This window comes from Micromonospora sp. NBS 11-29, from assembly GCF_002140155.1.
In the GTDB taxonomy this organism is placed as follows: Bacteria; Actinomycetota; Actinomycetes; order Mycobacteriales; family Micromonosporaceae; genus Micromonospora.
In genome coordinates this window covers 52,747-76,347 of record NZ_NAPR01000028.1, presented here as the reverse complement: position 1 = coordinate 76,347, position 23,601 = coordinate 52,747, and the positions used below count along the sequence as shown (strand labels likewise).

Here is a 23,601-nt window from a genome sequence, read left to right as displayed (position 1 = left end):
TCAGGTACCAGGTGGAGGTGCTGGGCCGGAAGACGCCGACGGTGTCGATGCCGTCCTTGTTCCAGTCGCCGGCGACGGGTCGGTCGCCGGAGGGGCCGTGCCCGAAGACGAATTGGTGGTCGGTGGTGGTGGTGCCGTCGGTGNAGGTACCAGGTGGAGGTGCTGGGCCGGAAGACGCCGACGGTGTCGATGCCGTCGTTGTTCCAGTCGCCGGCGACGGGGATGTCGCCGGAGGGGCCGTGACCGAATTTGAAGATGCGGGTGGCATCGCCGCTGTTGATGTCGCGGAGGTAGAAGGTGGAGGTGCTGGGGCGGAAGATGCCGACGGTGTCGATGCCGTCGCCGTTCCAGTCACCCGAGATCGGAACATCCTCCGGGGACACGTCCTCACGGATGTTGTCGTAACGGACCGGGGTGTACAGGCTGGCGTAGCTGGAGGTCCAGGTCCGTTCGATCGTGCCCGCGCTGCCCGTCTGCTCGATCACCACGGGAGCGGTGTGTGCGGAGTCGCTCCACTTGACGAACAGGGCGACATGGTTCTCGTCTGTGTCCCCGGTGTGTCGGAGCAGCGCGTCGCCCGGGGCGAGGTCGCCGCGAGCGATCGTGTGTGACCGGGTGGCCAGGTTGCCGGTCCAGAACGAGCTCCCAGAGCCGCCGAGACCCCACGCCATCGCCACGAACCCCGAGCAGTCGGTGCGGTAGTCGCCGTACTGGTTCTGGTAGCAGCGCCCCTGGCTGTAGGGGATCCCGCCCACGCTGAGCCAGCTTCGTGCTCGCTTGACCGCCTCCGAACGCTGCATGTTCTTGTCGGAACCGTTGTCACCGCAGGGGATCGGCGTCGTGCTCACCGCGGCGGACGCTCCCACCCGTGGCGTCAGGCCCGGATAGTCGGACAGCGCGGGATCGCCCGGCACGGGGGCGACCGCCGGTCCGGCGGTGTCCACTGCGGCGGACGCCGCCGTCGGCGTCGAAGACAGGGCCACGGCCAGCACCGCCATCGGCATCAGCGCGCAGCGTGTCCACCGGCCAATTCGTCGAGCGTATGAGTGCAATGTGTTCTCCTCACCCGTTGTGGCGCTCTCCCCGTCGCGCCCTGCTCGAAGTGTGGGGAACGCTCCTGACGGACGGCTGGAGGGACAGATCCTGTAGTCGAACGCGTACTACGATCCGTCAGGACAGATGTACGAGTTGAATCGTCAACCCGGGGGAGTCGACGATGGACGATGGAGGGCATGGGGGTCTCAGTGAGCTTCTCCGGCGCGCACGGGTCGGCCGCGGCATGACGCAGGCCGATCTCGCGGATCGGGCCGGGGTCAGCGTCGGTGTGGTTCGTGATCTCGAACAGGGCCGCAGCGGCAGGCCGCGTGGCGGTTCGTTGCAGGCGCTGGCGGACGCCCTGGGTCTCCACCACGAGGACCGCGTGCGGATGAGGCAGCTGTCCCGGCCGCCCCAGCGGCAGCGTGTCGAGGCAGCCGGACCGGCCCGGATCTCCGTGCTCGGGCCACTGCTGGTCACCCGGACCGGTCAGCCGGCCAACCTCGGTGCCGGCCGGCACCGTGTCGTGTTGGCGCGTCTCGCGCTGACGCCCGGCCGTCCGGTGAGCCGCGAGGAGCTGATCCATCTCCTGTGGGGGGACGCGCCACCGACGTCGGCGGCCAACGTGGTGCAGACGCACGTCAGCCGGATCCGTCGCCTGCTGGAGCCGACAGCGCGTCCGGACGGGCCGCCGTCGGTGACCCTCGGTTCGGGGGGCTACCAGTTGCGAGCCGATGCCGAGCGGCTGGATCTGGTGGCCTACCGGTCCCGCCTGCTGGAGGCTGGTGCGCCGGCCCTACCACCCGGACGCGCCTTCGAGCTGCTCCTGGACGCGCTGGACATGTGGCGCGGCGACGACGCCGCCGAGGACGTGCCGGAACTCTCCGACGATCCGTTGGTCACGGCGCTGGCCGAGGAGCGCGTCGAGGCGGCCGTGCGTCTGGGGCGTCTCGGTGAGGTGGTGCACCGGCAGCGGGAGGTCCTTCCGCTCCTGCGCAGGCTGGCCGGGCGGTATCCGTGGCACGAGTCGTTGCACGCGCGGCTGGTCGTCGCGCTCGCCGCGTCGGGGCAGCAGGCCGCCGCGATCGACGCCTTCGAGAGTGTCCGCCAGCGGCTCACCGAGGAACTGGGCGTGGACCCCGGCCACGAGTTGAACGAGGCGCGGCTGGCCGTCATCGGCGGACAGCGGGACCCGAGCGCGGGCACACCGGCGGGGACCCATGGTGTCGTCAGGCCGCGGCAGGCTCCGGCGCCGCCGGCGGATTTCTGCGGACGTGCCGAGGAACTGCGCGAGATCGAACGCGCCCTGCGCTATCCGGATGGCGGGTCACCGGTCGTCCGCGTCATCTCCGGCATGGCCGGTGTCGGCAAGACCAGCCTCGCGTTGAAGGTGGCCTGGGCCGTGCGGCGGGACTTCCCCGACGGTCAGCTCTACATCGACCTCCGCGGTGGCGACGACCGACCGGTCGCGGTCGCGTACGCGCTCGCTCGACTGCTGAAGGCCCTCGGTGTCGAAGCGCGCGCCGTCCCCGCCGACGCGGACGAGGCCGCCGCGCTCTATCGCAGCGTGCTTGCCGACCGACGGGTGCTGATCGTGCTCGACAACGCGCACAACGCCGCCCAGATCCGCCTTCTGCTGCCGGGCCCCGGTGCAAGCGCGGTTCTGGCCACCAGCCGCAACCAGTGCGAGGATCTTGACGGCGCGGTCACAACGCTCCTGCCGGTGTTCACGCCGGACGAGGCGCTGGACCTGCTGCGGATCAAACTCGGCGCGGCTCGAATCCACAGCGAACGCGGGGACGCCGAAGCTCTGGTCGAGGCGTGTGGCCGGCTGCCAATCGCGGTGCGTCTGATAGCGGGCCGACTGGTTGGCCGACCGGAAGGTGCGCTCGGCGAGATCGTGCAGGGGCTCACCGACGAGCGGTTGCGGCTCGCCCAGCTCAGTCTCGGTGACCGTACCGTGACGAGCAGCTTCGCCATCAGTTGCCGTGCCCTGCCGTCGACGGCGGCCGTGGTCTTCCGAACCGCCGCGCTGATCCCGGGCGAAGACTTCTCGGCTGCCGCGGTCGCCGCGCTGCTCGGCGCGGAGCTGGTGGCTGTCCGGTCGGCGCTGGACCACCTCGTCGCGGAAAACCTGCTCCAGCCCGGCGACGCGGGCCGCTACCGTTATCACGATTTGCTGCGTCTCTACGCGTTGCGGGCCGGCGCGACAGCGAAGACACCCGTCGACCGCACCGTCGCGCTGGGCCGGCTCTATGCCTGGTATCTGCAGCGAGCCGCGTCGGCGATGAACTTCGTCTATGCCGATATGGTGCGGCTGCCAATCGATGTCGACCCGACCGAGGCCCCTTTTCCCGACCTCGATGCGGCGACACGATGGCTCGGCCAGGAGGCGGCGAGTCTGGTCGCCGCGGTCGAGGCCGCCGGGGCACACGGACACGGTGCACGGTCCTGGCAGCTGGCCGACCAGCTCCGTGGCTATTTCTTCGTGTCGGGAGACGTGGTCGCCTGGCTCGCCACCGGAACGGCCGGCCTCGCCGCCGCCGAGGCCGCAGGTGACGTGCTCGCTCAGGCTGCCATGCATCAGACCGTCGGGCAGGCCCACTGGGCTGCCGGGAAGCATCATCTGGCTGCCGCGGCGTACCGCCGAGGCATCGCGGCCGCCCACGACGGCGGCTGGCTCGTCGGCGAGGCATACCTGTCGCACAACCTCGGGCTCGTGCAGGCCGAGTTGGGTTACCCGGACGAGGCGCACGAGCTCTACCAGCGGGCACTGGACCTCGGGACCGGCCCCGAGTTCCACCACGTTCGGGCGGTGACGTTGAACGACCTGGGCACCCTGTGCCATGAACGGGGGCAACTCACCGAAGCGGCCGGTTACCTGGCGGCGGCTCAACAGTTGAACGAGAGGGCGGCGCGCCACCTGTCAGCGATGGCGAACCGGCACAACCTGGCGATGGTCCTCCGGCAGATGGAAGACTTCGAGCCCGCGCGCGCCCACTTCGGAGCCGCCCTCGACTACTACCGTCGCACCGGGTCGACCCTGCGTGAGCTGTCGGTGCTCGATGAGCTGAGCCAGCTCGACCGACAGATGAACGAGTGGGTGTCCGCGGTTCGCAACGGCGCCGAGGCGTTGCGGCTGGCCCGCAAGCTGCGCAACTTGCGGGCCGAGGCGGCGACCCTCAACACGCTGGCCTTCGCGTTGTTGGGGAGCCGGGCTGTCGCTGACGCACGCGCCCGGTTCACGGAAAGCCTGTCGATCAGCCGTGCCCGTGGCTTCCAATATTTCGAATGCCAGGCATCCATCGGCCTTGCCGAAGTCGCCCTGCGCGAAGGCGCCGCTGACGATGCCTTCCGGACAGCGCAGGACGCGCTCCACATCGCCTCCCGCAACGCCTACCGGGCCCTGCACAGCGATGCCCTCATCGTGCAGGCCAAGGTGGCGATCCGACGGGGTGAGCCGGAGACGGCCCGGCAGCACTGCGAGGCTGTCCGGACGTTGCTCGAGACGACGTCGCTCCCCGACCGGGCGCGGGAGTGCGATGCGATCGAGGCCCGGTTGATTCACCTGCTGTAGGGGTCCCCGCCCCAGCGGCCCGGGGGCGGCGATTTCGCCGGCAGGACCGATCCCGGACCTGGCCGGCGCGGCGACGCGAGACGGGGAAGGGTGCGCCGGTCGTCCGGATCAGCCAGGATGACCTGCGGGAGGCCGTCGCCCCGGGCTGTGCTGCGGCTGATCGGAGGGAGTCCCGGTGTCATCGTCCGACCTGCTGTTGTCCCGCCGCGACCTGGCGTTCCTGCTGCACGACTGGCTGGACGTGACCCGGCTGACCGAGCGGCCCCGCTACGCCGAGCACTCCCGGGAGACGTTCGACGCGGTGCTGGACCTGGCCGCGCGGGTCGCGGCCGAACGCTTCGCCCCGCACAACCGGGCCGCCGACACGAGCGAGCCCACCGTCGACGACGGACGGGTGCGCACCATTCCGCAGGTGAAGGCCGCGCTGGACGCGTTCGCCGGCACCGGGCTGTTCGCCGCCACGCTGGACGAGTCGGTCGGCGGGATGCAGCTCCCGCATGCGGTGGCCGCCGCCGCGTTCGCCTGGTTCCAGGCCGCCAACGTGGGCACCTCGGCGTATCCGTTCCTCACTCTCGGCAACGCCAACCTGCTGCTCGCCCACGGCAGCGCCGAGCAGGTCGACACCTGGGTCCGCCCGATGGTCGCGGGCCGGTTCTTCGGCACCATGTGCCTGTCCGAGCCGCAGGCCGGCAGCTCCCTGGCCGACCTGACCACCCGCGCCGAGCCGCAGGACGACGGCACGTACCGGATCGCCGGCACCAAGATGTGGATCTCCGCCGGGGACCACGAGCTGGCCCAGAACATCGTCCACCTGGTCCTGGCCCGCATCCCCGGCGGGCCGCCCGGGGTGAAGGGCCTGTCGCTGTTCATCGTGCCGAAGGTGCTGCTGGACGCCGACGGCGCGCTCGGCCCGCGCAACGACGTGGTGCTGGTCGGCCTCAACCACAAGCTCGGCTACCGGGGCACCACGAACACGCTGCTGAACTTCGGCGAGGGCGTGCACCGACCGTACGGGCGGGCCGGGGCGGTCGGCTACCTCGTCGGGGCGCCGCACCAGGGGCTGGCGTTGATGTTCCACATGATGAACGAGGCGCGCGTCGGCATCGGGGCGGGCGCCACCGCCCTCGGCTACACCGGCTACCTGAAGTCCGTCGCGTACGCCCGGCAACGCCCGCAGGGTCGGCCGGTGACCGACAAGGACCCCACCACGCCGCAGGTGCCGATCATCGCCCACCCCGACGTACGCCGGATGTTGCTGGCCCAGAAAGGCTACGTGGAGGGCGCCCTCGCGCTGGTGCTCTACTGCGGACGGCTGCTCGACGAGGAGAAGACCGCACCCGCCGAGGCCGACCGGGAGCGGGCGCACCTGCTGCTGGAGCTGCTCACCCCGATCGCCAAGAGTTGGCCGTCGCAGTGGTGCCTGGCCGCCAACGACCTGGCCATCCAGGTGCACGGCGGCTACGGCTACACCCGCGACTACGACGTCGAGCAGCACTGGCGGGACAACCGGCTCAACGCCATCCACGAGGGCACCCACGGCATCCAGGCCCTCGACCTGCTCGGCCGCAAGGTGGTCGTGCGCGACGGAGCGGCACTGGAACTGCTGCTGGAGACCATCCGCGCCACCGTGGACCGGGCCTGGAAGGCGGACGGCTTCGCCGCCGACCTGGCCGGGCGGCTCGCCACGGCGGTGGACCGGGTCGCGGTGGTGACCCGGCGGTTGTGGGCCACCGGTGATCCGGAGCTGACGCTGGCGAACGCCTCGGTCTACCTGGAGGCGATCGGGCATGTGGTGATCGCGTGGATGTGGCTGGAGCAGGTGCTGGTGGTGGAGGCGTCGGGGGCGACCGAGGACGAGTTCCACGCGGGCAAACGGGCGGCGGCGCGGTACTTCTACCGGTGGGAGCTGCCGAAGGTGACGACGCAGTTCGACCTGCTGGAGAGCCTGGACCGGAGCACGCTGGACATGCGGGAGAGCTGGTTCTGACCGCTGCTCGTCGACCGGAGCCACGGAGGCGACCGAGCGCGGCCCCCTGTTGGCCGCAGTCCGTGGTGACACCGCCGCCAACACTCTCCGTCATGTCTCTACCGCATACATCCCGGTGAGTCGACATACCGCTGAGTCATAATTATGACCGAAAGGTATATCGCTGCCCGAGAGCTGCTCGGCGTCAGCACGAGGAGCTCGTACTGTTGCGGTGTACCGTGCGAAGGGGCATGCCGGCATCGGGAGGCGACCAGCATGGCCAGGAAGGTCGACACGATCGGCGCTCGGATCCGGTACTGGCGGATGCGCCGTGGCGGGATGAGCCAGGCCGTCCTCGCCGGGCTCGCCGGGGTCAGTCAGTCCTACATCTCGCAGGTCGAGTCCGGCCGTGAGACGATCGACCGGCGGTCCACCCTGGTCGCCGTCGCCGCCGCGTTGCAGGTCACGGTCGCGGATCTGCTCGGACAGGGCACCGAGACGGGCGATCCGGCTCGCGAGCGTGCGGCCGAATGCGTGCCGGCGATCTGGTCGGCGCTCATCGAGATCGAGGATGGTGAGCGGCGGCCGTCGACCCGCAGTGCCGAGGAACTGATCGCAGCCGTCGCCCGCAGTGAGCAACTCCGCCAACGTTCGAACTTCCCGGCGATGGCGCAGATGCTGCCGGGCCTGCTCTTGGAGGCCGCCGCCGCGGGCGGGACGGTCCTTGTGCAGGTGGCCTATCAGGCGTCGGCGTGCCTGCGGCACCTCGGCTACCGGCATCTGGCGTTGAGCGCGGCACGGGTGGCTGTGACCGCCGCTGAGGACGTGGAGGAGCCGGCGTGGCTGGGCGCGTCCCGCTTCGCGTACGCGCAGAGCCTTCCCATCGAGTCGGCGTCCCTGGCCGCGCGTGCCGCCGACCGGACACTGTCCGAGCTTCAGTCCGCCGCCGCCGACGAGCGGGTACGGCAGATGCTGGGTCAGTTGCACCTGTCGGCGGCGCTGGCCTCGACGGTGAGCGGACGCCCGGATGCCGCGCGTGATCACCTGACGGAGGCGGCCCGGGAGGCCGCCACCCTGGGCGATCCCGAAGACGGCATGGGCTTCAACGGCTGCGGGTTCGGACCCACCAACGTGGCGCTGTGGGAGATGTCCATCGCGGGGGAGTCGGGCGAGCCCGGCCGGGTCATCGAGCTGTCCAGGACGGTACGCCCCCAGGTGCTCGCGGCGTCGATCCGGCAGATGTCGTACTGGCTCGACCTCGGGCGTGCGCTGGCCGACTCCGGCCGCCGGGACGGCGAGGCGCTTGCGGCATTCGTGCGTGCGGAGCAGGCCGCGCCGGTGCCATTCTCGCTCAACCCGCTCGCCCAGAATGCGGTCGTGGCGATGGCACAGCGGGCCAAACGGCGAGCCGTGCCCACCGAGCTGCGGTCACTTGCCGGGCGTTTCGGCATAACCATGACCCCATAACCAACGGTAATTAATCCATCACCGCGCCGCTCTGCTGTCCGTTCCGGGCGAGTAAGGGTGCCGCCCGAAGTCGGGGTGCGTTGTCGACCATCTTCTGACCGATGGTTGACGGGCCTCAGCAGACGGAGGTGGGGATGAGCGGTCGACGAGGCCCGGCTAGACGCCGGACGGGCCAGGATGTCCAGGACGCCGAGTGGGAGGCGGCGAAGCGGAGAATCCTCGAACTGGCCGGTTCGGATCAGCGACAGGGCGCTGCCCACGATCATGAACCGGATCGTGGGCGGGGCACGGAGGCTTCCTGCCTGCCGACCGCCGCGCGACGCCTGTCGTATGAGGGCTATCTGTTGGCAGTCGCGTTCACGCTCGTTCGCCGACACCGGCCGACCTGGTCCTGGCGGAAGTGGCGGTGGGTGTGTCGTTGCGGTGCGGAGTTGCCCTGCCAGGTTCACCACCGGCTTCCGATCAGTCGGGCGCAGTGGCGACCGGGGGAGCGGACGTGACGCGGGGCGCGGCTGACTCNGAAGGTGGCGTGGGTGATCGGCTGGCGGTCGCCCACGAGCCGGTGGTGCCGACCTGGGTGTGCGGTGGTTGTGATACGCCGTGGCCGTGCGCGGTGCGGCGGCATGAGTTGCGCGCGGAGTACGAGGGGGCGTCGGTGTCGCTGGCGTTGTACCTGGGGGCGCAGTTCGTGCGGGCCTCGGCGGATCTGGGGTGGGCGCCGGCGGGTGCCCTGCACCGGCGGTTCCTGGGGTGGGTGCGGTGAGCGTGGTGCGGGCGGGAGACGAGAAGTACCACTACCACGACGGGTCGCACCGGTGGGTGCCGCCGGATCCGGACCACGACCAGGCGGCGTGGGAGGAGCAGGTACGCCAGCACAAGCTGGATCATCTCCGCAACGTGCGCCCGAAGGTGCGTCTGCGCCGAATCGGCTGAGCGACGGGCCTGTCCTACCCCTGTGCTCCAATTCCGTCATGCATGTCGTCGTCACCGGCGCGCTCGTGCGAGACGGCGCGGTCCTGCTGGTGCACCGCAGCCCGACCCGCCGGGCCTATCCGGATGTCTGGGATCTGCCCGGCGGGCACGTCGAAGCGGGTGAGTCGGAGCTGACGGCCCTCGCCCGTGAGATGCACGAGGAACTCGGCGTGCGCATCGTGGCGGAGTCCGCCTCCCGGCTGGGTGACTGGCACGCCGGCAGCGGTGCGGACGCCGTGCGCGTCAGCGTCTGGCAGGTCGGAGACTGGGTCGGCTCGCCGACCAACCGTGCGCCCGACGAGCATGACGACATCGCCTGGGTCGGGCTCGGTGAGCTGGGCGGCCTGGCTCTCGCCCACGACGACGTGGCGGCCATGCTGTGACGGCGGTCAGGAGGTTTCAGGTCTGGCCTTCTGCGGGTGGAACGTCTCGTGGCGGGCCAGCATGGCGACGAACTCGCCGATCTTCCGCTCCCGGGTCTCCGCCCGCTTGACCGCGTTGACGCGGTGGATCAGGGCGAACCGGTTGGTCTTGGTGAGCACGTCGAACATGGCCTGGGCGGCGGGGTCGGCGGCGATGGCGGCGAGCAGGTCGGCCGGCACCTCGGCCTCCGACGACGGGGCGTAGGCGGCGGCCCAGCGCCCGTCGGCCTTCGCCGCCTCCACCGCGGCGCGGCCCGCGGGCTGCATCCGGCCCTGCTCCTCCAGCCGGGCCACATGCGCGACGTTGCGCTGCGACCAGATGCTGCGGGGCCGGCGCGGGGTGAACCGGATCCAGGACGACTCGTCGTCGCGCTTGCGGGCCTGCCCGTCGATCCAGCCGAAGCACAACGCCTCGTCGACCGCCTGCTGCCAGGTCAGCGTCGTGACGGTGCCGCCCTTCTTGGTCAGGGCGAGCCACACGCCCGGCGACGTGGCGTGGTGGGCCGACAGCCACGCGCGCAGCGCGTCGGCGTCCGCGACGATCAACTCATCCAGTTCGGCGCTCGGCATGACGGCAGGCTAACGGCCGGGTGTGCGGGCCGCCACGTCGAGGCCGCGCGATCACCGGCCCTCACGGACGGCGTTTCTCGACCACCGTCCATCCGGTCCACCCACGCTCGGCGAGCATCGCGCGCAGCCGGCCGACGACCGGGTGGGCGGCGTCGGAGAACGCGTCCATCAGGCGGACGAACGCCGGGTCGGGCGTCACGTCCTCCTGGAGGGCCAGCTCGCCGCTCGCCTCGGCCTGGGCGAACAGCTCGCTCATCAGGTCGGCGGTTTCGCGTAGCAGCGCCTCGTCCGTCCCGTCCGCCGCGATCCGGCCGAAGAGGCGGTAGAGCCGGACGACGTCCGGGTTCGCCAACTGGGCCGCCTTGTCGGCCATCATCGCCGGGATCGCCTCGGGCCAGCGGGCCGCCATCAGGATCCACGCGTCCCGCTCACCCTCGACGATGGCGTCCGGCGCCCCGGTGGCGCGCAGCCGGACCAGGTATTCGACCACCTCCGCCGGCACGGCCAGGGTGTCGCCGGAACCCAGGCGCGCGATCCGTCGCCGGTGCTCCTGGAGCGCGCGGATCCGGCTCCGCAGCTCGCGGTCGATCTCGGCGGTCGCGGCGGCGAACGTCTCCGGGTCGGCGTCGAGCAGTTCGCGGACCCGGGCCAGCGGGACGCCGGCCTCGGCGAGGGTCCGGATCCGGACCAGCCGCNGAGCAGCCCCACCTGGTGGTAGTGGCGCACCGCGCGGATGGTCACCCCGGCGTACGACGCCAGCCGTCCGATGGTCAGCATGGTCTCAGCCTGCCCGAAGACCCGGCACCGTCAACCGACCCTGCGTCGGTAGACGGCGACGGCGCCGCCGTACGCGAGGGCGAGGAGGCCGGCGCACCAGGCGAGCGCGATCCACAGGTCGCCGCCCGCCGGATGCCCGGCGAACAGGTCGCGGATCGCGTCCACGATCGACGTGACCGGCTGGTGTTCGGCGAAGGCCCGCACCGGCCCGGGCATGCTGTCCGTGGGGACGAAGGCCGAGCTGACGAACGGCAGGAAGATCAACGGGTACGAGAACGCGCTCGCGCCGTCCACCGACGTCGCGGTCAGGCCCGGGATCACCGCGAGCCACGTCAGCGCCAGCGTGAACAGCGTCATGATGCCGGCCACCGCCAGCCAGGCGAGCACGCCGGCCCCCGAGCGGAAGCCCATCGCGAGCGCGACCAGCACCACCACCACGAGCGAGATCAGGTTGGCGACCAGCGAGGTCAGCACATGCGCCCACAGCACGGACGAGCGCGCGATCGGCATCGACTGGAATCGCTCGACGATGCCGCTCCTCATGTCGAGGAAGAGCCGGTACGCGGTGTAGGAGATGCCGGAGGCGACCGTGACCAGCAGGATGCCGGGTAGCAGGTAGTCGACGTACCTGCCGGGTCCGGCCTGCACGGCGCCGCCGAACACGTAGACGAACAGCAGCAGGAACGCGATCGGCACGATCAGGGTCGTGATGATGGTGTCCGGGCTGCGGCCGATGTGGCGCAGCGACCGGCCCAGCAGGGTGGCGGTGTCGCCGAGGAAGTGCTTGTTCACCGGGCGTCCTTTCCGTCAGCGACGACTGCGTCGCCGACGATGGCGAGGAAGACGTCTTCGAGCGTCGGCTGCTTCTCCACGTACTCGACGGTGGCCGGCGGCAGGAGCCGCTTGAGTTCGGCGAGCGTGCCGTCGGCGATGACCCGCCCCTGGTGCAGGACGGCGATCCGGTCGGCCAGGTGTTCGGCCTCGTCGAGGTACTGGGTGGTGAGCAGCACGGTCGTGCCCCGACCGGCGAGTTCCCGGACCGCCTGCCACACCTCGATCCGCGCCTGCGGGTCGAGCCCGGTGGTCGGCTCGTCCAGGAAGATCACCGGTGGTTCGCCGATGAGGCTCATCGCGATGTCGAGGCGGCGGCGCATGCCACCGGAGTACGTCGCCACCCGCCGCGTGGCCGCGTCGGTCAGGGAGAAGCGGGCGAGCAGGTCGTCCGCGACCCGGCCCGGGTCCCGCAGGTGCCGCAACCGGGCGACCAGCACCAGGTTCTCCCGCCCGGTGAGGATCTCGTCGACGGCCGCGAACTGCCCGGTGAGGCTGATCGACTCCCGAACCCTCGCCGGCTCGGCGACGACGTCGAAGCCGTGCACGGCGGCCGTACCGGCGTCCGGCCTGAGCAGCGTGGCCAGGATCCGTACGAGCGTGGTCTTGCCCGCCCCGTTCGCGCCGAGCAGGGCGAAGATGCTGCCCCGCGCCACGGTGAGATCAACCCCGCGCAGGACGTGCAGATCCCGGTAGGACTTCCTGAGGCCGCGGACCTGGATCGCGGGCTCGCGGGCCGGCTGGTCCGGCAACTGTTTCTCCGACATGGCGTGAGCATGCGGGGTTGACGCTGCGTCAAGGTCAAGCCCGCGTCGGGGACCGGCAAAGCGGCTTCTAGGGTCGGAGCATGACGACCGCACAGGTCCGCCGGGCGTACGCGTCCGTCGCGGCCCTCTACATCGAGATGTTCGGCACGAGCGAGCAGGTCCACCCCGACGACCTCGCCTTCATCCGGCGGCACCTGGGTGGCCGGCCCGGTCCGGTGCTCGATCTGGGCTGCGGCCCCGGCCACCTCACGGACCATCTCCGCTCGGCGGGCGCGGACGCGATCGGCGTCGACGTCGTGCCCGAATTCGTCACCCACGCCCGGGCGACCCACCCGGGCGGCCGTTACGTGCTCGGGTCGATGGAACGGCTCGCCGTCGCCGACCGGCGAGCCGTCGGCATCCTGGCCTGGGGCTCGGTGATCCACCTGCCGCCGGACGACCTCGACGCGGTGCTCGCCGAGTTCCGCCGGGTGACGACGCCGGGCGCGACCGCGGTGTTCGGCATCTTCGTCGGCGACGAGGTCGCCGCGTTCGACCACAAGGTGCTCACCGCCTACCGCTGGCCGGTGAGCGAGTTCTCCGAGCGGCTGGCGCGCGCCGGCTTTACGGAGGTGGAGCGGCTGCACCGGCCCGGCGACGCCGGCCGCCGGCCGCACGCCGCCGTCGCGGCGGTCCGGACCACCGGCTGAGCCGGGCGGCCGGCGGCGGAATACGATCGCCGGGCAGGCAGGGCCGTGCGATCGTGGCCGCATGCCCCAACCGATCTTGCGCACCGACCGCCTGCTGCTGGTTCCCCTGGCCGATCGGCACCTCGACCTGGAGGTGCGGCTCGACTCCGACGCCGAGGTGCTCCGCTACCTCTTCGGCCGGGCCCGCACCCGGGGCGAGGTGGTCGAGCACCACACACGGCGGATCGGCCAGGCGACCACGGTCGACGGCCTGGGATTCTGGATGGCGTTCGGGTCCGGTGACTGCGGGCGGGGTTCGATCGCGCCGGCCAGCGAGGACGCGGGCGAGTTCGTCGGGCTCATGATGCTCCCGCCGGCGCACGGCCCGGACCAACCGGCCGACGACCCGACCGTGGCGGAACTGGGCTACCGGCTCGTCCGGCGGCACTGGCGCAAGGGCCTGGCCAGCGAGGCGTCGCGCTGCCTGCTGCGGCACGCCTTCGACACCGTCGGGCAGCGCCGGGTGATCGCGCAGACCATGACCGTGAACGTCGGTTCGCGCCGCGTCATGGCGGCCGTCGGCATGCGGTACGTGCGCACGTTCTTCCCCGAGTGGGACGACCCGCTGCCGGACGCCGAGCAGGGCGAGGTCGAGTACGAGATGACCCGGGAGATGTGGCAGTCCCGCCCGAAACGGTGACGGCGGGTGGTTGGCGGGTGCTGGCACAGTGGAGTGATGAATCACACGGTGGTGGCGGTGGACGCCTCGGTCGGGGTGAGCGCCGCGGCGTTCGTGAAGGCCTGGAACGAGGAGCCGGACGCCGCAGAGGCGGGTCCGGCCGAACTGGCGCACGTACCGCCGGGCTCGTTCCTGCCGGGTGTCACGGAGCTGGTGGTGGTGCCGCTCGCGGTGAACCTGGCCGCGGCCGTGGTGTACGACCTGGTGCGGCGGGTGTTGCGGCGGGCCGGTACGCGGCGTGAGGTGTCCGAGGTGGAGGTGGTCGAGTTCACCTCGGCCGACGGTGACCGGGTGGTGGTGGCCAGGGCTCGCCGGGAGGTGTCGTGATCGACATCCTGGTGCGGGAGATGTCGGTCGCCGAGGACGGTTCGTTCGCGGTCCGGGTGGATTTCGGCGACGCGGGTGGCGCGGACGTGACCGTCCGCGCGCCGGTCGACGACGCCCGCGAGACGTTGTTGGCCTGGTACTTCGAGCAGCACCTGCGGTATCCGTTCCTGGACAAGGACCTGGAACGGCAGGCGGCCGGGCTGGTCGCCGAGTACGGGCAGGCGCTGTTCCGGCAGGTGTTCACGGGCGAGGCGGCGTTCGGGTACCGGCGGGCCTTCGACGACGGGTTCGCGGGTCACCGGCTGGTGGTCCGGGGCTCGGCCGGGTTCCAGCGACTGCACTGGGAGACGCTGTGTGACCCGGAGCGTGGGGTGCGGTTGGCGCTGCGGATGCCGCTGGTGCGTCAGGACGCCCGGCTCCCGCTGCCCTACAAGCTGCCGGACCCGGCGGCCACCTTGAACATCCTGGTGGTGACGGCGCGCCCGTTCGGCGCCCGCGACGTGGGATACCGGACGATCTCGCAACCGCTGTTGGAGGCGATCGGGAAGACGGCGACGCCGGTGACGGTGGACCTGGTGCGGCCGGGCACGTGGGAGGCGTTGCGGGACACGCTGCGCGCGGCCGCCCGGGAGCACGGTCCGGGCTGGTACCAGGTGGTCCACTTCGACGTGCACGGCGGGTTCGGCACACCGGGCGCGATGGCCGGCGGGGTGGCGAGCGGTCGTTACCTGTTCGATCCGGCTAGCGCTCCCACCTCGGGCCGGCAGGGCTTCCTGTTCTTCGAGACGAGTACGGCGGGCACCGCTCGGCCGGTGCCGTCGACGCAGGTGGCGGAGTTGTTGGCGGAGCACCGGGTGGCGGTGGCGGTGTTGAACGCCTGCCAGTCGGCGATGCAGGACGGCAGCGAGGCCAGCCTGGCGCAGGATCTGGTCGCCGCGGGCGCCCCGGTCGCGGTCGGAATGGCCTACTCGGTGACCGTGACCGCGGCCAAACAGGCCATGCCGGTGCTCTACGGACGCCTGGCGGCCGGCGACGATCCGGTCGCGGCGGCGTACGAGGCACGCCGGGCGCTGCACGACGTCAAGGCCCGGCGTGGGCACTTCGAGCAGGACCTGGACCTGGAGGACTGGATCCTGCCGGTGGTGTTCGCCCAGCGCGATTCCCGGCTGGCGCTGCGGCCGATGAGCCCGGACGAGCGGGAGTGGTTCTACCGGCGACGGGCACAGGTCGGTGCGCCGCCGGCGGTGGAGTACGGGTTCGTCGGGCGGGACCTCGACCTCCAGGCGCTGGAACGCCTGCTGCTGACCGACCCGGAGAACACCCAGGTGCTGGTGCGGGGCATGGCCGGCGCGGGCAAGTCCACGTTGCTGGCGCACGCCGGCTGGTGGTGGCAGCGCACCGGCCTGGTGGACCAGGTCTTCGCGTTCTCGTACGAGGAGCAGGCCTGGACCGCCGAGCAGATCAGCCGGCAGATCGCCCGGAAGCTGTTGACGGCGGTCGAGTTCGCCGGCTGGGAGGCGCTGAGCCTGGAGGCGCGCATCGGGATGGTCACCGACCGCCTGCGGGCCGCCCGGCACCTGATCGTCCTCGACAACGCGGAATCGATCACCGCGAGCCCGGCGGCGATCCCGCACACGCTGCCCGAGACGGAGCGCGACCGGTTGGCGCGGTTCCTGGCCGGTCTGCGCGGCGGGCGCACGCTGCTGGTGGTGGGCTCCCGGGAGGCCGAGACGTGGCTGGCCCACTCGACGTTCGCCGACAGCGTGTACGAGCTGCCCGGCCTGGATCCGCAGGCCGCCGCCGACCTGCTCGAACGGATCCTGCGCCGCCATGGTGGGCTCGGGTGGCTCGGTGGGACCGTCGACGAGACGCAGCGCGAGGCGTTGCAGGACCTGATCCGCCTGCTGGACGGCTATCCGCTGCCGATGACCGTGGTCGTGCCGCAGTTGGCCCGCACCCCGCCGGCGCAGATCCTCGCCGAGTTGCGGGCCGGGCAGGGCAGCGCCGATCCGACGATGGTCGCGCGGCGGGTGATCGAGTACAGCCACGGCAAGCTCGATCCGGCCCTGCAGACCTCGCTGTTGCTGCTCGCCCCGTTCACCACCAGCATCCCGGTCCCGATGCTCGCCGCCTACCTCACCGAGCTGCGCGCCGATCCGTCCGGGCTCGATCCCGGGGAGGTCGACCTGGCAGCCGCGGTCGCCGAACTGCGCCGCGTCGGTCTGGCGACCGCACATCCGACGCTCGTCGGGTTCGTGCAGATCATGCCGATCCTGCCGTACTTCCTGCGCAACCGGCTGCGGGACGACGCCCCGCTGGAGCAGGCGTGCGTCCGGACGCACTACCGGTTCTACAGCGCGCTCGCGGCGCATCTCGAACGGCTGTCCGTCGACAACGACCCGCGCCAGCGGGCCATCGGTCAGGCCGCCGTCAAGGCGGAGTACGCGAACCTCACCGCCGCCGTCGGTCATGCCCAGCGTGGTGGGCAGCCGGTGCTCAGCCTCATCCGGGTCCTGAACCAGTACCTCGACCAGACCCAGCAACTCGGCGCGAGCCGCAGCCTGTTGGAACAGGCCATCGCCCGGCACCCCGGCGGCGACTCCCCGAGCGAACGGTGGGAGCTGCTGGACCTGCACAACATGGCCGGCGCCACCGCGCTGAGACAGCGGCGGCTGAACGACGCGTACGCGCACTACGCCACCGAACTCGCGATGAAGGAGGCACTCGGCCGCCGCGACTCCGAGGCCGTCACCTACCACCAGCTCGGCATCGTCGCGCAGGAGCAGCGGCGTTTCGCGCAGGCCGAGCAGCACTACCAGCAGGCCCTCGAGATCTTCCTGGCGTCCGACAACCGGCGTTCCGCGGCTCGCACCCACCATCAGCTCGGTCGGGTCGCGCAGGAGCAGCGGCGTCTTGAGCAGGCCGAGCGGGAATTCCGGCAGGCGCTGGAGATCAAGCTGGATTTCGGTGATCGACACGACGCGGCCAGCACCTACCATCAGCTCGGCATGGTCGCGCAGTGGCAGCGGCGTTTCGCCGAGGCCGAGCAGCACTACCGGCAGGCCCTCGACATCTACCTGGAGTTCGGCGACCAGCACAGCGCGGGCAACACCTACCACCAGCTCGGCGTAGCCGCGCAGGAGCAGGGGCGGTTCGCGCAGGCCGACCAGCACTACCGGCAGGCCCTCGGCATCTACATCGACTTCGGCGACCAGCACGGCGCGGCGCGCAGCTACCACCAGCTCGGCCGGGTCGCGCAGGAGCAGGGACGGCTGGAGCAGGCCGAACAGCATTACCGGCAGGCAGTGGAGATCTTCCGGGAGTTCGACGACCGGCACAGCGCGGCCATCACGTACCAACAACTCGGCACCCTGCTGGCGCGGCGCGGCCACCACGACGACGCCGTCGTCTCGTTGCTCGGGGCGGCGGCGGCCTGGCGCTCGACCACCGGCATCTGGCCCACCTCGACGCTGAGCCAACTGCGGCAGGAAAGACCGTACGTAGCGGACGAGCTGTTCCAGCGGGAGGCCGCGCGGATCGTCCCGACGGAACTGACGAGCGAGTTCGTCGATGCCTTGAACGAGGGCGACCGCGGCGACGAGTGAAGGGCTTGTCCGGTCCTCGCCGCTCACGAGTGCCTGCCGGCCGCCTCCAGCGCCGGTACGAGCGGCGCGAGCGCGGCCCGCAGCAGGTCCGGCAGTGATCCGGCGGGGACCACGAGGCCGGCGGGCGACGGAGGCGGTCCGGTCGGTTCCAGCCACTGCTGCAACGCAACCTTGACCGCGGCGCCGACGGCGGCGGACAGCACCCGGGCGGTCAGTGGGTCCACGCCGGGGCAGCGCGCGGTGATGGCCTCCGCGAGCGGCCCCTCGATCATGGCCGCCGTGCCGGTGTAGGAGGCGCGGAGGGCGGGACTGGCCGTGATCATCAGCAGCGCGTCCCGCGCCTGCCCGCCCGGATCGGTGTACTGCTCGACGACGGCGTCGATCACGGCGTCGGCGAGCCCTGCCGCGGCGGGCCGGTCGGCCAGGGCGGTCGCGACGCGCGCCTCGCGTTCCGCGGTGACGGCGGCGACGATCGCGTCCTCCCGGCTGGCGAAGTAGTTGTTGTAGGTCCGCTTGGACACCCCGGCGGCGGCGGCGATGTCGTCCACGCGGACGTTCTCCGGGCCGCGCTCCATCGCCAGGCGAAGCGCGGCGGCCCGCAGCGCCTGTCTCGTGGCCTCCTTCTTCCGTTCCCGAAGACCCGTCACCCGAGCAGTATCTTGCCTTTCCTGCGTTGACGCAAAGTTGCGCGCACGCAAGAATTGGCTGAGACGTCTTCGACGGAAGGGATGGACACATGCGCGCCAGAGGCATCGCCTACGACACCGGGTTCGTTCGCGACGGCAGGAGCTCGATCACCGAGTTCCACCCGCACCGGGTCCGGCGGGAGCTGAGCATCATCCGCGACGACCTGCACTGCACCGCCGTCCACCTCATCGGCGGCGACCCCGAGCGGCTGGAGTTCGCCGCCCGGGCGGCCGCCGAACTCGGCCTGGAGGTGTGGTTCTCGCCGTACCCGCTGGACCTGACCACCGATCAGATCCGGGTGCTGTTCCTCGACTGCGCCGAACGGGCCGAGCGGCTGCGTCAGGCGGGGGCCGAGATCGTGTTCGTGGCCGGCGTCGAGCTGAGCCTGATGAACCACGGGTTCGTCGACGGCGCCCGCGTCGGGGAGCGACTCGCCCACCTGCTGGGCGACCCGGACCGGCGGGCCGGACGGATCACCGAGCTGCGCGCCCGGCTCGACCGGTTCCTCCGCGACACCGTGGCGGAGATCCGGGCCCGGTTCCGGGGAAGGGTCACCTACGCCGCCGTGCCGCTGGAGGACGTCGACTGGGAACTGTTCGACATCGTCACGCTCGAACTCATCCGGTCGGCCGAGGTCGCGGACCACTTCCGCGACGGTGTGCGCGCGCTCGTCGACCAGCCCAGGCCGCTCGCGGTCACCGGCTTCGGCACCGCGACGTGGCGCGGCGCGGGCGACGTGGCGCCGCGCAGCATGGAGATCCTCGTCAACGACGAGGTCACCGGCGTGCCGATGCGGCTGGACGGACGGTACGAACGCGACGAGGCCGGTCAGGCGCAGTACCTCGGTGAACTGCTCGACATCTTCGACAGCGAGGGCGTCGACAGCGCCTTCGTCCACCTCTTCGCGCTCGAAAGCCTGCCGCACCGCCCCGACGGCGATCCCCGCGACGATCTCGACCTCGCCAGCCTGGGGGTGGTCAAGGTGTTCGAGGACCGTGACGGCGACACCTACCCCGGCCTGCCCTGGGAGCCCAAGGCCGCCTTCGCGACGATCAGCGAGCGCTATGCACGGTGACGGCCGCCGAGGCGTCCACACCGGAGGCCGCGGATCGCATCAGTGCCGCGCGGGGCAGCAGGAGCGGGGTGGCGAGCAGGAACCCGCCGGACACCGTGATCGCGGCCAGCGGTCCGACGACGGTGGCGAGGACGCCCCACAGCGCCGTCAGCGCGGCCTGCGTCAGCCGGTTGCCGACACTCCACGCGCCCAACACCCGGGCGGCCCGGTCCCGGGGAGTCCGCCGCAGGCGTTCGGTGGCGAAGATCGGATTGAACACGCCCATGCACACGATCAGCAGGGCCTCCACCACGATCACGGTGACCAGCCCGGTGACGCCGGGCCGGAGGAACGCGAGCCCGAGTGGGAACACCGAGCGCAGCCAGCCGGAGGCGGTCATGACCCGGTGCAGGCCGTGGCGCCGCACCAGGCGGGGGGAGAGCCGGGCCCCGACGAACCCGCCCAGCGCCGGCAGGCCGAAGGCAAGTCCGTACTGCCAGGCCGGGAAGCCGTACCCGCCCAGCAGCAGGACGGCCAACAGCGGCACGGTGGCCGTGATCAGACCGTTGACCAGCACCGAATTGAGGAACAGCCGCCGCAGGACCGGGTCGTGGTGGATGAACCGCCAGCCGGCGAGCACGTCGACGGCACGCGTTCCGCCAGATCGGGGCGTCGTCACGTCGTCGCCGCGGATGCGGCGCACGGCGAGCGCGGACAGCAGGTAGCTCACCGCGTCGACCGTGACGGTGACGACCGGGCCGAGCAGCCCGACCAGCGCGCCGCCGAGCGGCGGACCGGCCGCCGTCGCCACCCAGGCCGTGCCCTCGAACCGTCCGTTCGCCACCAGCAGCCGGTCGCCGTGGACCAGGTGCTTCAGGTACGCGCCGGACGCCGCCGTGAACGCGATGCCGGCGCTCCCGCAGACCACCGCCACGACAAGGAGCTGCCCGTAGGAGAGCAACCCCAGGCCGTACGCGACCGGCACGCTCACCAGTGCGGCGAACCGGAGCAGGTCCATGGCGATCATCACCGGACGCTTCGGTCGATGCTCGACCCACGGCCCGAGCGGGACCGCGACGGCCGCCGCGACGGCCGGCCCGGCCGCCTCCAGCAGTGACACCGCGAACGCCGACGCGTCCAGCACCTGCACCGCGAGCAGCGGAAACGCGCCGAACGCGAGCCATGTGCCGTACGTGCTGACCGTGTAGGCCGACCACAGCCAGCCGAAGCCGGCGCCGATTCTGTCCCGCACCCCCGGATCAGATCGACCGGGGTGGCACCGGAGCAAACAACCGACCGTCGGCGAGCCACAACCGTCGGTTGGGCGACCATAGGGTGAGCCGGTGGACACCGAGGCAGTGCGATCGTTCGTCCGGGCGGCCGAGCTGGGGCAGTTGCAGCACGCGGCCGACGAGCTGGGCGTCACCCAGCAGGCCGTCTCGAAACGGGTCGCGACCCTGGAACGTGAGCTGGCCGTCCGCCTGTTCACCCGTACCCCGAAAGGGGTCGAGCTGACGCTCGACGGCCGGGTCTTCCTCCCGCACGCCCGCAACGTCGTCGCGAACGCCGACCGCGCCGTCGCCTCGGTCCGGCCGGGCTCGCGGGCGCTGCGGATCGACGTGCTCGGGCTGCGCAGCGCGCAGGCCGTCATCCTGCACGACTACTGGCGGTCACGACCCGGCCTCGACCTCGACGTGGTAACGCTCCGGGTGGACGACCCCCTCCGCGTGGCCGCCGCCGTCCAGGCCGGGGACCTCGACGCCGCCTTCCGCACCGTCACCGACCCGACCACGCTGCCGTCCGGCGTGCGGATGGTGCACGCGTTCGACTCACCGCTGGAACTCCTCGTCGGCCCCCGCCACCCGCTCGCCTCCGCCCGCACCCTCAGCCCGCCCGACCTGCGGAACCTGAGGATCTGGGTGCCGGGCATCGTCGCCCGCAGTGAATGGTCCGAGTTCTACGACGAGTTGGCCGCCGCCTTCGACCTCCGGATCGACGCGACCGGCCCGAACTTCGGCAACGAGGTGCTTCTCGACGCGCTGGCCGACGCCACCGACCTGGCCACCCTCGTCGGCGCGCGCGACCGCTACCTCTGGCCGGCCGGCCACGACCTGCGTCGCATCCCGATCGTGCAGCCGACGCTCGCGTACCCGATCTCGCTCATGCTGCCCGCGACGGCCCCGCACCCGGCGCTCGCACCGATCATCGACCACCTCGCCGGCCTGCCGCCGCTGGCCGGGCCGGTGTGGCACCCGTCCTGGCCACGCCGTGCGCCGGCGCCGACATGATCGTGCCGTCGCGCCCGGCGGCTCGTGACCCGTCGCCCGGACCTCTGTCAGTCGGCGAACTCGACACCGGCGAGGGTGGCCGAGCGGTGCGCGGCGAGCCGCTCGGCCTGCTCGACGACCGCACGACGCCGGCTGTCGGGGAGCTTCTGCCACGGCTGCACGGCGACGGTCAGCTTGACGCCGGACTTGCGGGGACGCCAGGTGCCGACCAGCTCACCGTCGGCCAGGACGGCGCCGGGACGGCCCAGCACCGGCCACAACTCCCTGGCCCGGGCCGGGTCCGGCGCCAGCGTCGCGCGGTCCTTCGCCTGGAGGAACAGGTCGAACGGACCGAGCAGGCGGGTGCCGACGCCTTCGGCCGACGCCAGTGCCGCCTCGTCGGCGGCCAGCAGCGACCGCGTCTCGCCGTCGACCGTCACCTCGACCACGTCCTGCGGCCAGCGGGCCTTCACGTCCTTGACCGGCGCGTCGAGGTAGTCGGCCACGTGCTTCGGCGTGGCCGGACCGAGCAGCCGCAGGTAGGCGCGGATCAGGTCGAACCGGTCGCCGGGGGCCGCCGCCCGGCGGAACCGCGGGATGCGCCGCAGGACCGGCGGCGAGGTGCCGGGCGTCAACTCCAACCCGGCGCGCACGGCGGCCAGCCGGAACGGCATCTCGTAGATGTGGGTGACGCCGCACGGTCGGCAGAACCGCAGGTAGGGCTCGGGCAGCAGCTCGGCGAGGTGGCCCGAGACGTCGCCCTTGACCGTCGGACCGGTGACGATCGTCCGCATCCGCGCGGCCACCTCGTCGAGCGCGTCGAGGATCGTGATGCCGGCCGCCTTCAACGGCTTGGCGGCGTCGTAGATGCGCTTGCCCGCGTCGGCGTCCGAGAACGGCTCCACCGCCGCCGCCACCCGGCCGACGTCGGCGCGGCGATAAAGGTGGGGAGCGCCGCGGACGGTCCAGAGCAACACCAGGTCGTCGTCGGCCGGTGCCGACACGTCGACCCCGCGCAGTGCCAGCGCCCACCGACCGCCGTCGGGGCCGGTGTCCTGCACGCCGAGGTCGAGCACGGCGGTGTCGGCCAACGCGCCCCCGACGCGGTCGAGCTGCTGGGCCCGGACACGGAAGCCCATCACCTGCCGTCGGTCAACCATCGCCACAGCGTAGGCGGTGGCACCGACACCGATCGCCACGCGCGGCCGGTGCCGGTGCCGGACGTGACGGGCCGGCTCAGTGCGCTCCCTGACCGGCGGCCGACGCGGACGCCGAGCCGCCGGCCCGGCGGGGAGCGCCCGAGCGCTTGAGCGCGAACACCCCGCCGGCGATGAACACGGCGCTGAGGACGATCCCGACGAGGTTGCCGTTGACCGCACTGCTGAGCGCCCCGAGCACGCCGACGACCACCGCCACCACGCCGACGACGCGCAGGACGAGACGACCGGTTCTTCCGCTAGGTGAATCCATCATGGACCGTCTTCTGCCCGGGGCGGCGATGCGACAAACCGCTCACCGGGCCCGTCGCAGCACCACGGCCGACGACGTCGCCGCCGAGTCGCACCTGCATTGTCCGCACCTACCTGTCGGCGGCCCCCGGCGGGCGGATCTCCATCTCGGCCACCAGCCCGTCGACGAGACGGTAGACGTGGGTGACGGTGTGGTTCGCCAGCTCGACCCCGGACTTGTCCCGCACCACCTGACGAACCGACACCGCGACGCGGTCGTCGGGTTCCACGACGAACGCGGTCGGCGTGACTGACGGATCGAGTTCGGACCACTGCCGGCGCCAGTAGGCGCCGACCTCGGCGCGACCGTGCAGGACGCCGCCCTCCCAACCGTTGGGCCATCTGACGTCCGGGGTCATCGC

Annotated in this window: 20 protein-coding genes and 1 pseudogene; 12 read left to right on the top strand and 9 right to left on the bottom strand. The window is 71.8% G+C overall.

Translation table 11 applies throughout. The features are described from left to right. Positions 1 to 1,216 precede the first annotated feature (1,216 nt). From B1205_RS26860 to B1205_RS26830, 6 genes are all read left to right on the top strand, one after another. Positions 1,217 to 4,612 carry a BTAD domain-containing putative transcriptional regulator gene (locus tag B1205_RS26860; protein ID WP_089158137.1) on the top strand — a complete coding sequence of 1,132 codons (3,396 nt, stop codon included), beginning with the start codon at positions 1,217 to 1,219 and terminating at the stop codon, positions 4,610 to 4,612. Positions 4,613 to 4,787: 175 nt separating this feature from the next. Further along, the gene (locus B1205_RS26855) at positions 4,788 to 6,599 is read left to right on the top strand and encodes an acyl-CoA dehydrogenase (RefSeq protein ID WP_089158136.1); all 1,812 of its coding nucleotides are present in this window, start codon (positions 4,788 to 4,790) and stop codon (positions 6,597 to 6,599) included. A gap of 255 nt (positions 6,600 to 6,854) precedes the next feature. Continuing rightward, positions 6,855 to 8,045: a helix-turn-helix domain-containing protein gene (locus B1205_RS26850; protein ID WP_089158135.1), complete on the top strand. Its 1,191-nt coding sequence runs from the start codon at positions 6,855 to 6,857 to the stop codon at positions 8,043 to 8,045. A gap of 529 nt (positions 8,046 to 8,574) precedes the next feature. After that, on the top strand, positions 8,575 to 8,808 hold the full coding sequence (locus B1205_RS26840) for a hypothetical protein (RefSeq protein ID WP_254910238.1): 234 nt from the start codon (positions 8,575 to 8,577) through the stop codon (positions 8,806 to 8,808). Then, the gene (locus B1205_RS30105) at positions 8,805 to 8,978 is read left to right on the top strand and encodes a hypothetical protein (RefSeq protein WP_176308817.1); all 174 of its coding nucleotides are present in this window, start codon (positions 8,805 to 8,807) and stop codon (positions 8,976 to 8,978) included. Before B1205_RS26840 ends, B1205_RS30105 begins: the two co-directional genes overlap by 4 nt. 38 nt (positions 8,979 to 9,016) lie before the next feature. Continuing rightward, positions 9,017 to 9,400, top strand: a complete 384-nt coding sequence (locus B1205_RS26830) for an NUDIX domain-containing protein (RefSeq protein WP_089158133.1) — start codon at positions 9,017 to 9,019, stop codon at positions 9,398 to 9,400. A gap of 6 nt (positions 9,401 to 9,406) precedes the next feature. Here B1205_RS26830 and B1205_RS26825 read toward each other — a convergent pair whose 3' ends face one another. The 4 genes and pseudogenes from B1205_RS26825 to B1205_RS26810 form a co-directional block, all read right to left on the bottom strand. Continuing rightward, positions 9,407 to 10,009: a YdeI/OmpD-associated family protein gene (locus B1205_RS26825; protein ID WP_089158132.1), complete on the bottom strand. Its 603-nt coding sequence runs from the start codon at positions 10,007 to 10,009 to the stop codon at positions 9,407 to 9,409. A 61-nt stretch (positions 10,010 to 10,070) separates the two neighbouring features. Then, positions 10,071 to 10,786: pseudogene (locus tag B1205_RS26820) on the bottom strand (MerR family transcriptional regulator). A 30-nt stretch (positions 10,787 to 10,816) separates the two neighbouring features. Then, positions 10,817 to 11,578 carry an ABC transporter permease gene (locus B1205_RS26815; RefSeq protein WP_089158131.1) on the bottom strand — a complete coding sequence of 254 codons (762 nt, stop codon included), beginning with the start codon at positions 11,576 to 11,578 and terminating at the stop codon, positions 10,817 to 10,819. Continuing rightward, a complete protein-coding gene (locus B1205_RS26810; protein WP_089158130.1) occupies positions 11,575 to 12,384 on the bottom strand; it encodes an ABC transporter ATP-binding protein in 810 nt (269 codons plus the stop codon). The genes B1205_RS26815 and B1205_RS26810 overlap by 4 nt, the downstream gene beginning before the upstream one ends. Before the next feature lie 80 nt (positions 12,385 to 12,464). On the opposite strand from B1205_RS26810, the gene B1205_RS26805 reads away from it, so the two are divergent. From B1205_RS26805 to B1205_RS26790, 4 genes are all read left to right on the top strand, one after another. Continuing rightward, complete coding sequence (locus B1205_RS26805) at positions 12,465 to 13,073, top strand: class I SAM-dependent DNA methyltransferase (protein ID WP_089158129.1); 609 nt, start codon at positions 12,465 to 12,467, stop codon at positions 13,071 to 13,073. A gap of 61 nt (positions 13,074 to 13,134) precedes the next feature. Next, on the top strand, positions 13,135 to 13,752 hold the full coding sequence (locus tag B1205_RS26800; RefSeq protein ID WP_089158128.1) for a GNAT family N-acetyltransferase: 618 nt from the start codon (positions 13,135 to 13,137) through the stop codon (positions 13,750 to 13,752). A 36-nt stretch (positions 13,753 to 13,788) separates the two neighbouring features. Beyond that, positions 13,789 to 14,118 carry a hypothetical protein gene (locus tag B1205_RS26795; protein ID WP_089158127.1) on the top strand — a complete coding sequence of 110 codons (330 nt, stop codon included), beginning with the start codon at positions 13,789 to 13,791 and terminating at the stop codon, positions 14,116 to 14,118. Then, positions 14,115 to 17,723, top strand: a complete 3,609-nt coding sequence (locus B1205_RS26790) for a CHAT domain-containing tetratricopeptide repeat protein (RefSeq protein ID WP_089158126.1) — start codon at positions 14,115 to 14,117, stop codon at positions 17,721 to 17,723. Before B1205_RS26795 ends, B1205_RS26790 begins: the two co-directional genes overlap by 4 nt. Before the next feature lie 23 nt (positions 17,724 to 17,746). Here the strand turns inward: B1205_RS26790 and B1205_RS26785 are convergent, their stop codons facing one another. Beyond that, positions 17,747 to 18,370: a TetR/AcrR family transcriptional regulator gene (locus tag B1205_RS26785; protein ID WP_089158125.1), complete on the bottom strand. Its 624-nt coding sequence runs from the start codon at positions 18,368 to 18,370 to the stop codon at positions 17,747 to 17,749. Positions 18,371 to 18,459: 89 nt separating this feature from the next. On the opposite strand from B1205_RS26785, the gene B1205_RS26780 reads away from it, so the two are divergent. Further along, entirely contained in the window at positions 18,460 to 19,485 is a 1,026-nt protein-coding gene (locus B1205_RS26780; RefSeq protein ID WP_089158124.1) for a hypothetical protein, read from the top strand. On the opposite strand, the gene B1205_RS26775 is transcribed toward B1205_RS26780, so the two are convergent. Next, a complete protein-coding gene (locus tag B1205_RS26775) occupies positions 19,463 to 20,716 on the bottom strand; it encodes an MFS transporter (RefSeq protein WP_089158123.1) in 1,254 nt (417 codons plus the stop codon). The two genes, B1205_RS26780 and B1205_RS26775, sit on opposite strands and share 23 nt — an antisense overlap. Positions 20,717 to 20,807: 91 nt before the next feature. On the opposite strand from B1205_RS26775, the gene B1205_RS26770 reads away from it, so the two are divergent. Beyond that, positions 20,808 to 21,752: a LysR family transcriptional regulator gene (locus tag B1205_RS26770; RefSeq protein WP_176308816.1), complete on the top strand. Its 945-nt coding sequence runs from the start codon at positions 20,808 to 20,810 to the stop codon at positions 21,750 to 21,752. Positions 21,753 to 21,799: 47 nt separating this feature from the next. Here B1205_RS26770 and B1205_RS26765 read toward each other — a convergent pair whose 3' ends face one another. From B1205_RS26765 to B1205_RS26755, 3 genes are all read right to left on the bottom strand, one after another. Beyond that, on the bottom strand, positions 21,800 to 22,891 hold the full coding sequence (locus tag B1205_RS26765; RefSeq protein WP_089158143.1) for a winged helix DNA-binding domain-containing protein: 1,092 nt from the start codon (positions 22,889 to 22,891) through the stop codon (positions 21,800 to 21,802). Between the two features lie 76 nt (positions 22,892 to 22,967). Beyond that, positions 22,968 to 23,204, bottom strand: a complete 237-nt coding sequence (locus B1205_RS26760) for a hypothetical protein (protein WP_140158150.1) — start codon at positions 23,202 to 23,204, stop codon at positions 22,968 to 22,970. 106 nt (positions 23,205 to 23,310) lie between these two features. Then, positions 23,311 to 23,601: nuclear transport factor 2 family protein (locus B1205_RS26755; RefSeq protein WP_089158142.1), on the bottom strand; the 291-nt coding region annotated here is incomplete at its 5' end.

What these genes read in the sequence shown, in the direction of transcription:
- B1205_RS26795 (WP_089158127.1), top strand. Translation starts at nt 13,789, where the DNA reads ATGAATCACACGGTGGTGGCGGTGGACGCCTCGGTCGGGGTGAGCGCC.
- B1205_RS26805 (WP_089158129.1), top strand. Translation starts at nt 12,465, where the DNA reads ATGACGACCGCACAGGTCCGCCGGGCGTACGCGTCCGTCGCGGCCCTC.
- B1205_RS26780 (WP_089158124.1), top strand. Translation starts at nt 18,460, where the DNA reads ATGCGCGCCAGAGGCATCGCCTACGACACCGGGTTCGTTCGCGACGGC.
- B1205_RS26765 (WP_089158143.1), bottom strand. Translation starts at nt 22,891, where the DNA reads ATGGTTGACCGACGGCAGGTGATGGGCTTCCGTGTCCGGGCCCAGCAG.
- B1205_RS26850 (WP_089158135.1), top strand. Translation starts at nt 6,855, where the DNA reads ATGGCCAGGAAGGTCGACACGATCGGCGCTCGGATCCGGTACTGGCGG.
- B1205_RS26825 (WP_089158132.1), bottom strand. Translation starts at nt 10,009, where the DNA reads ATGCCGAGCGCCGAACTGGATGAGTTGATCGTCGCGGACGCCGACGCG.
- B1205_RS26830 (WP_089158133.1), top strand. Translation starts at nt 9,017, where the DNA reads ATGCATGTCGTCGTCACCGGCGCGCTCGTGCGAGACGGCGCGGTCCTG.
- B1205_RS26860 (WP_089158137.1), top strand. Translation starts at nt 1,217, where the DNA reads ATGGACGATGGAGGGCATGGGGGTCTCAGTGAGCTTCTCCGGCGCGCA.
- B1205_RS26760 (WP_140158150.1), bottom strand. Translation starts at nt 23,204, where the DNA reads ATGATGGATTCACCTAGCGGAAGAACCGGTCGTCTCGTCCTGCGCGTC.
- B1205_RS26800 (WP_089158128.1), top strand. Translation starts at nt 13,135, where the DNA reads ATGCCCCAACCGATCTTGCGCACCGACCGCCTGCTGCTGGTTCCCCTG.
- B1205_RS26810 (WP_089158130.1), bottom strand. Translation starts at nt 12,384, where the DNA reads ATGTCGGAGAAACAGTTGCCGGACCAGCCGGCCCGCGAGCCCGCGATC.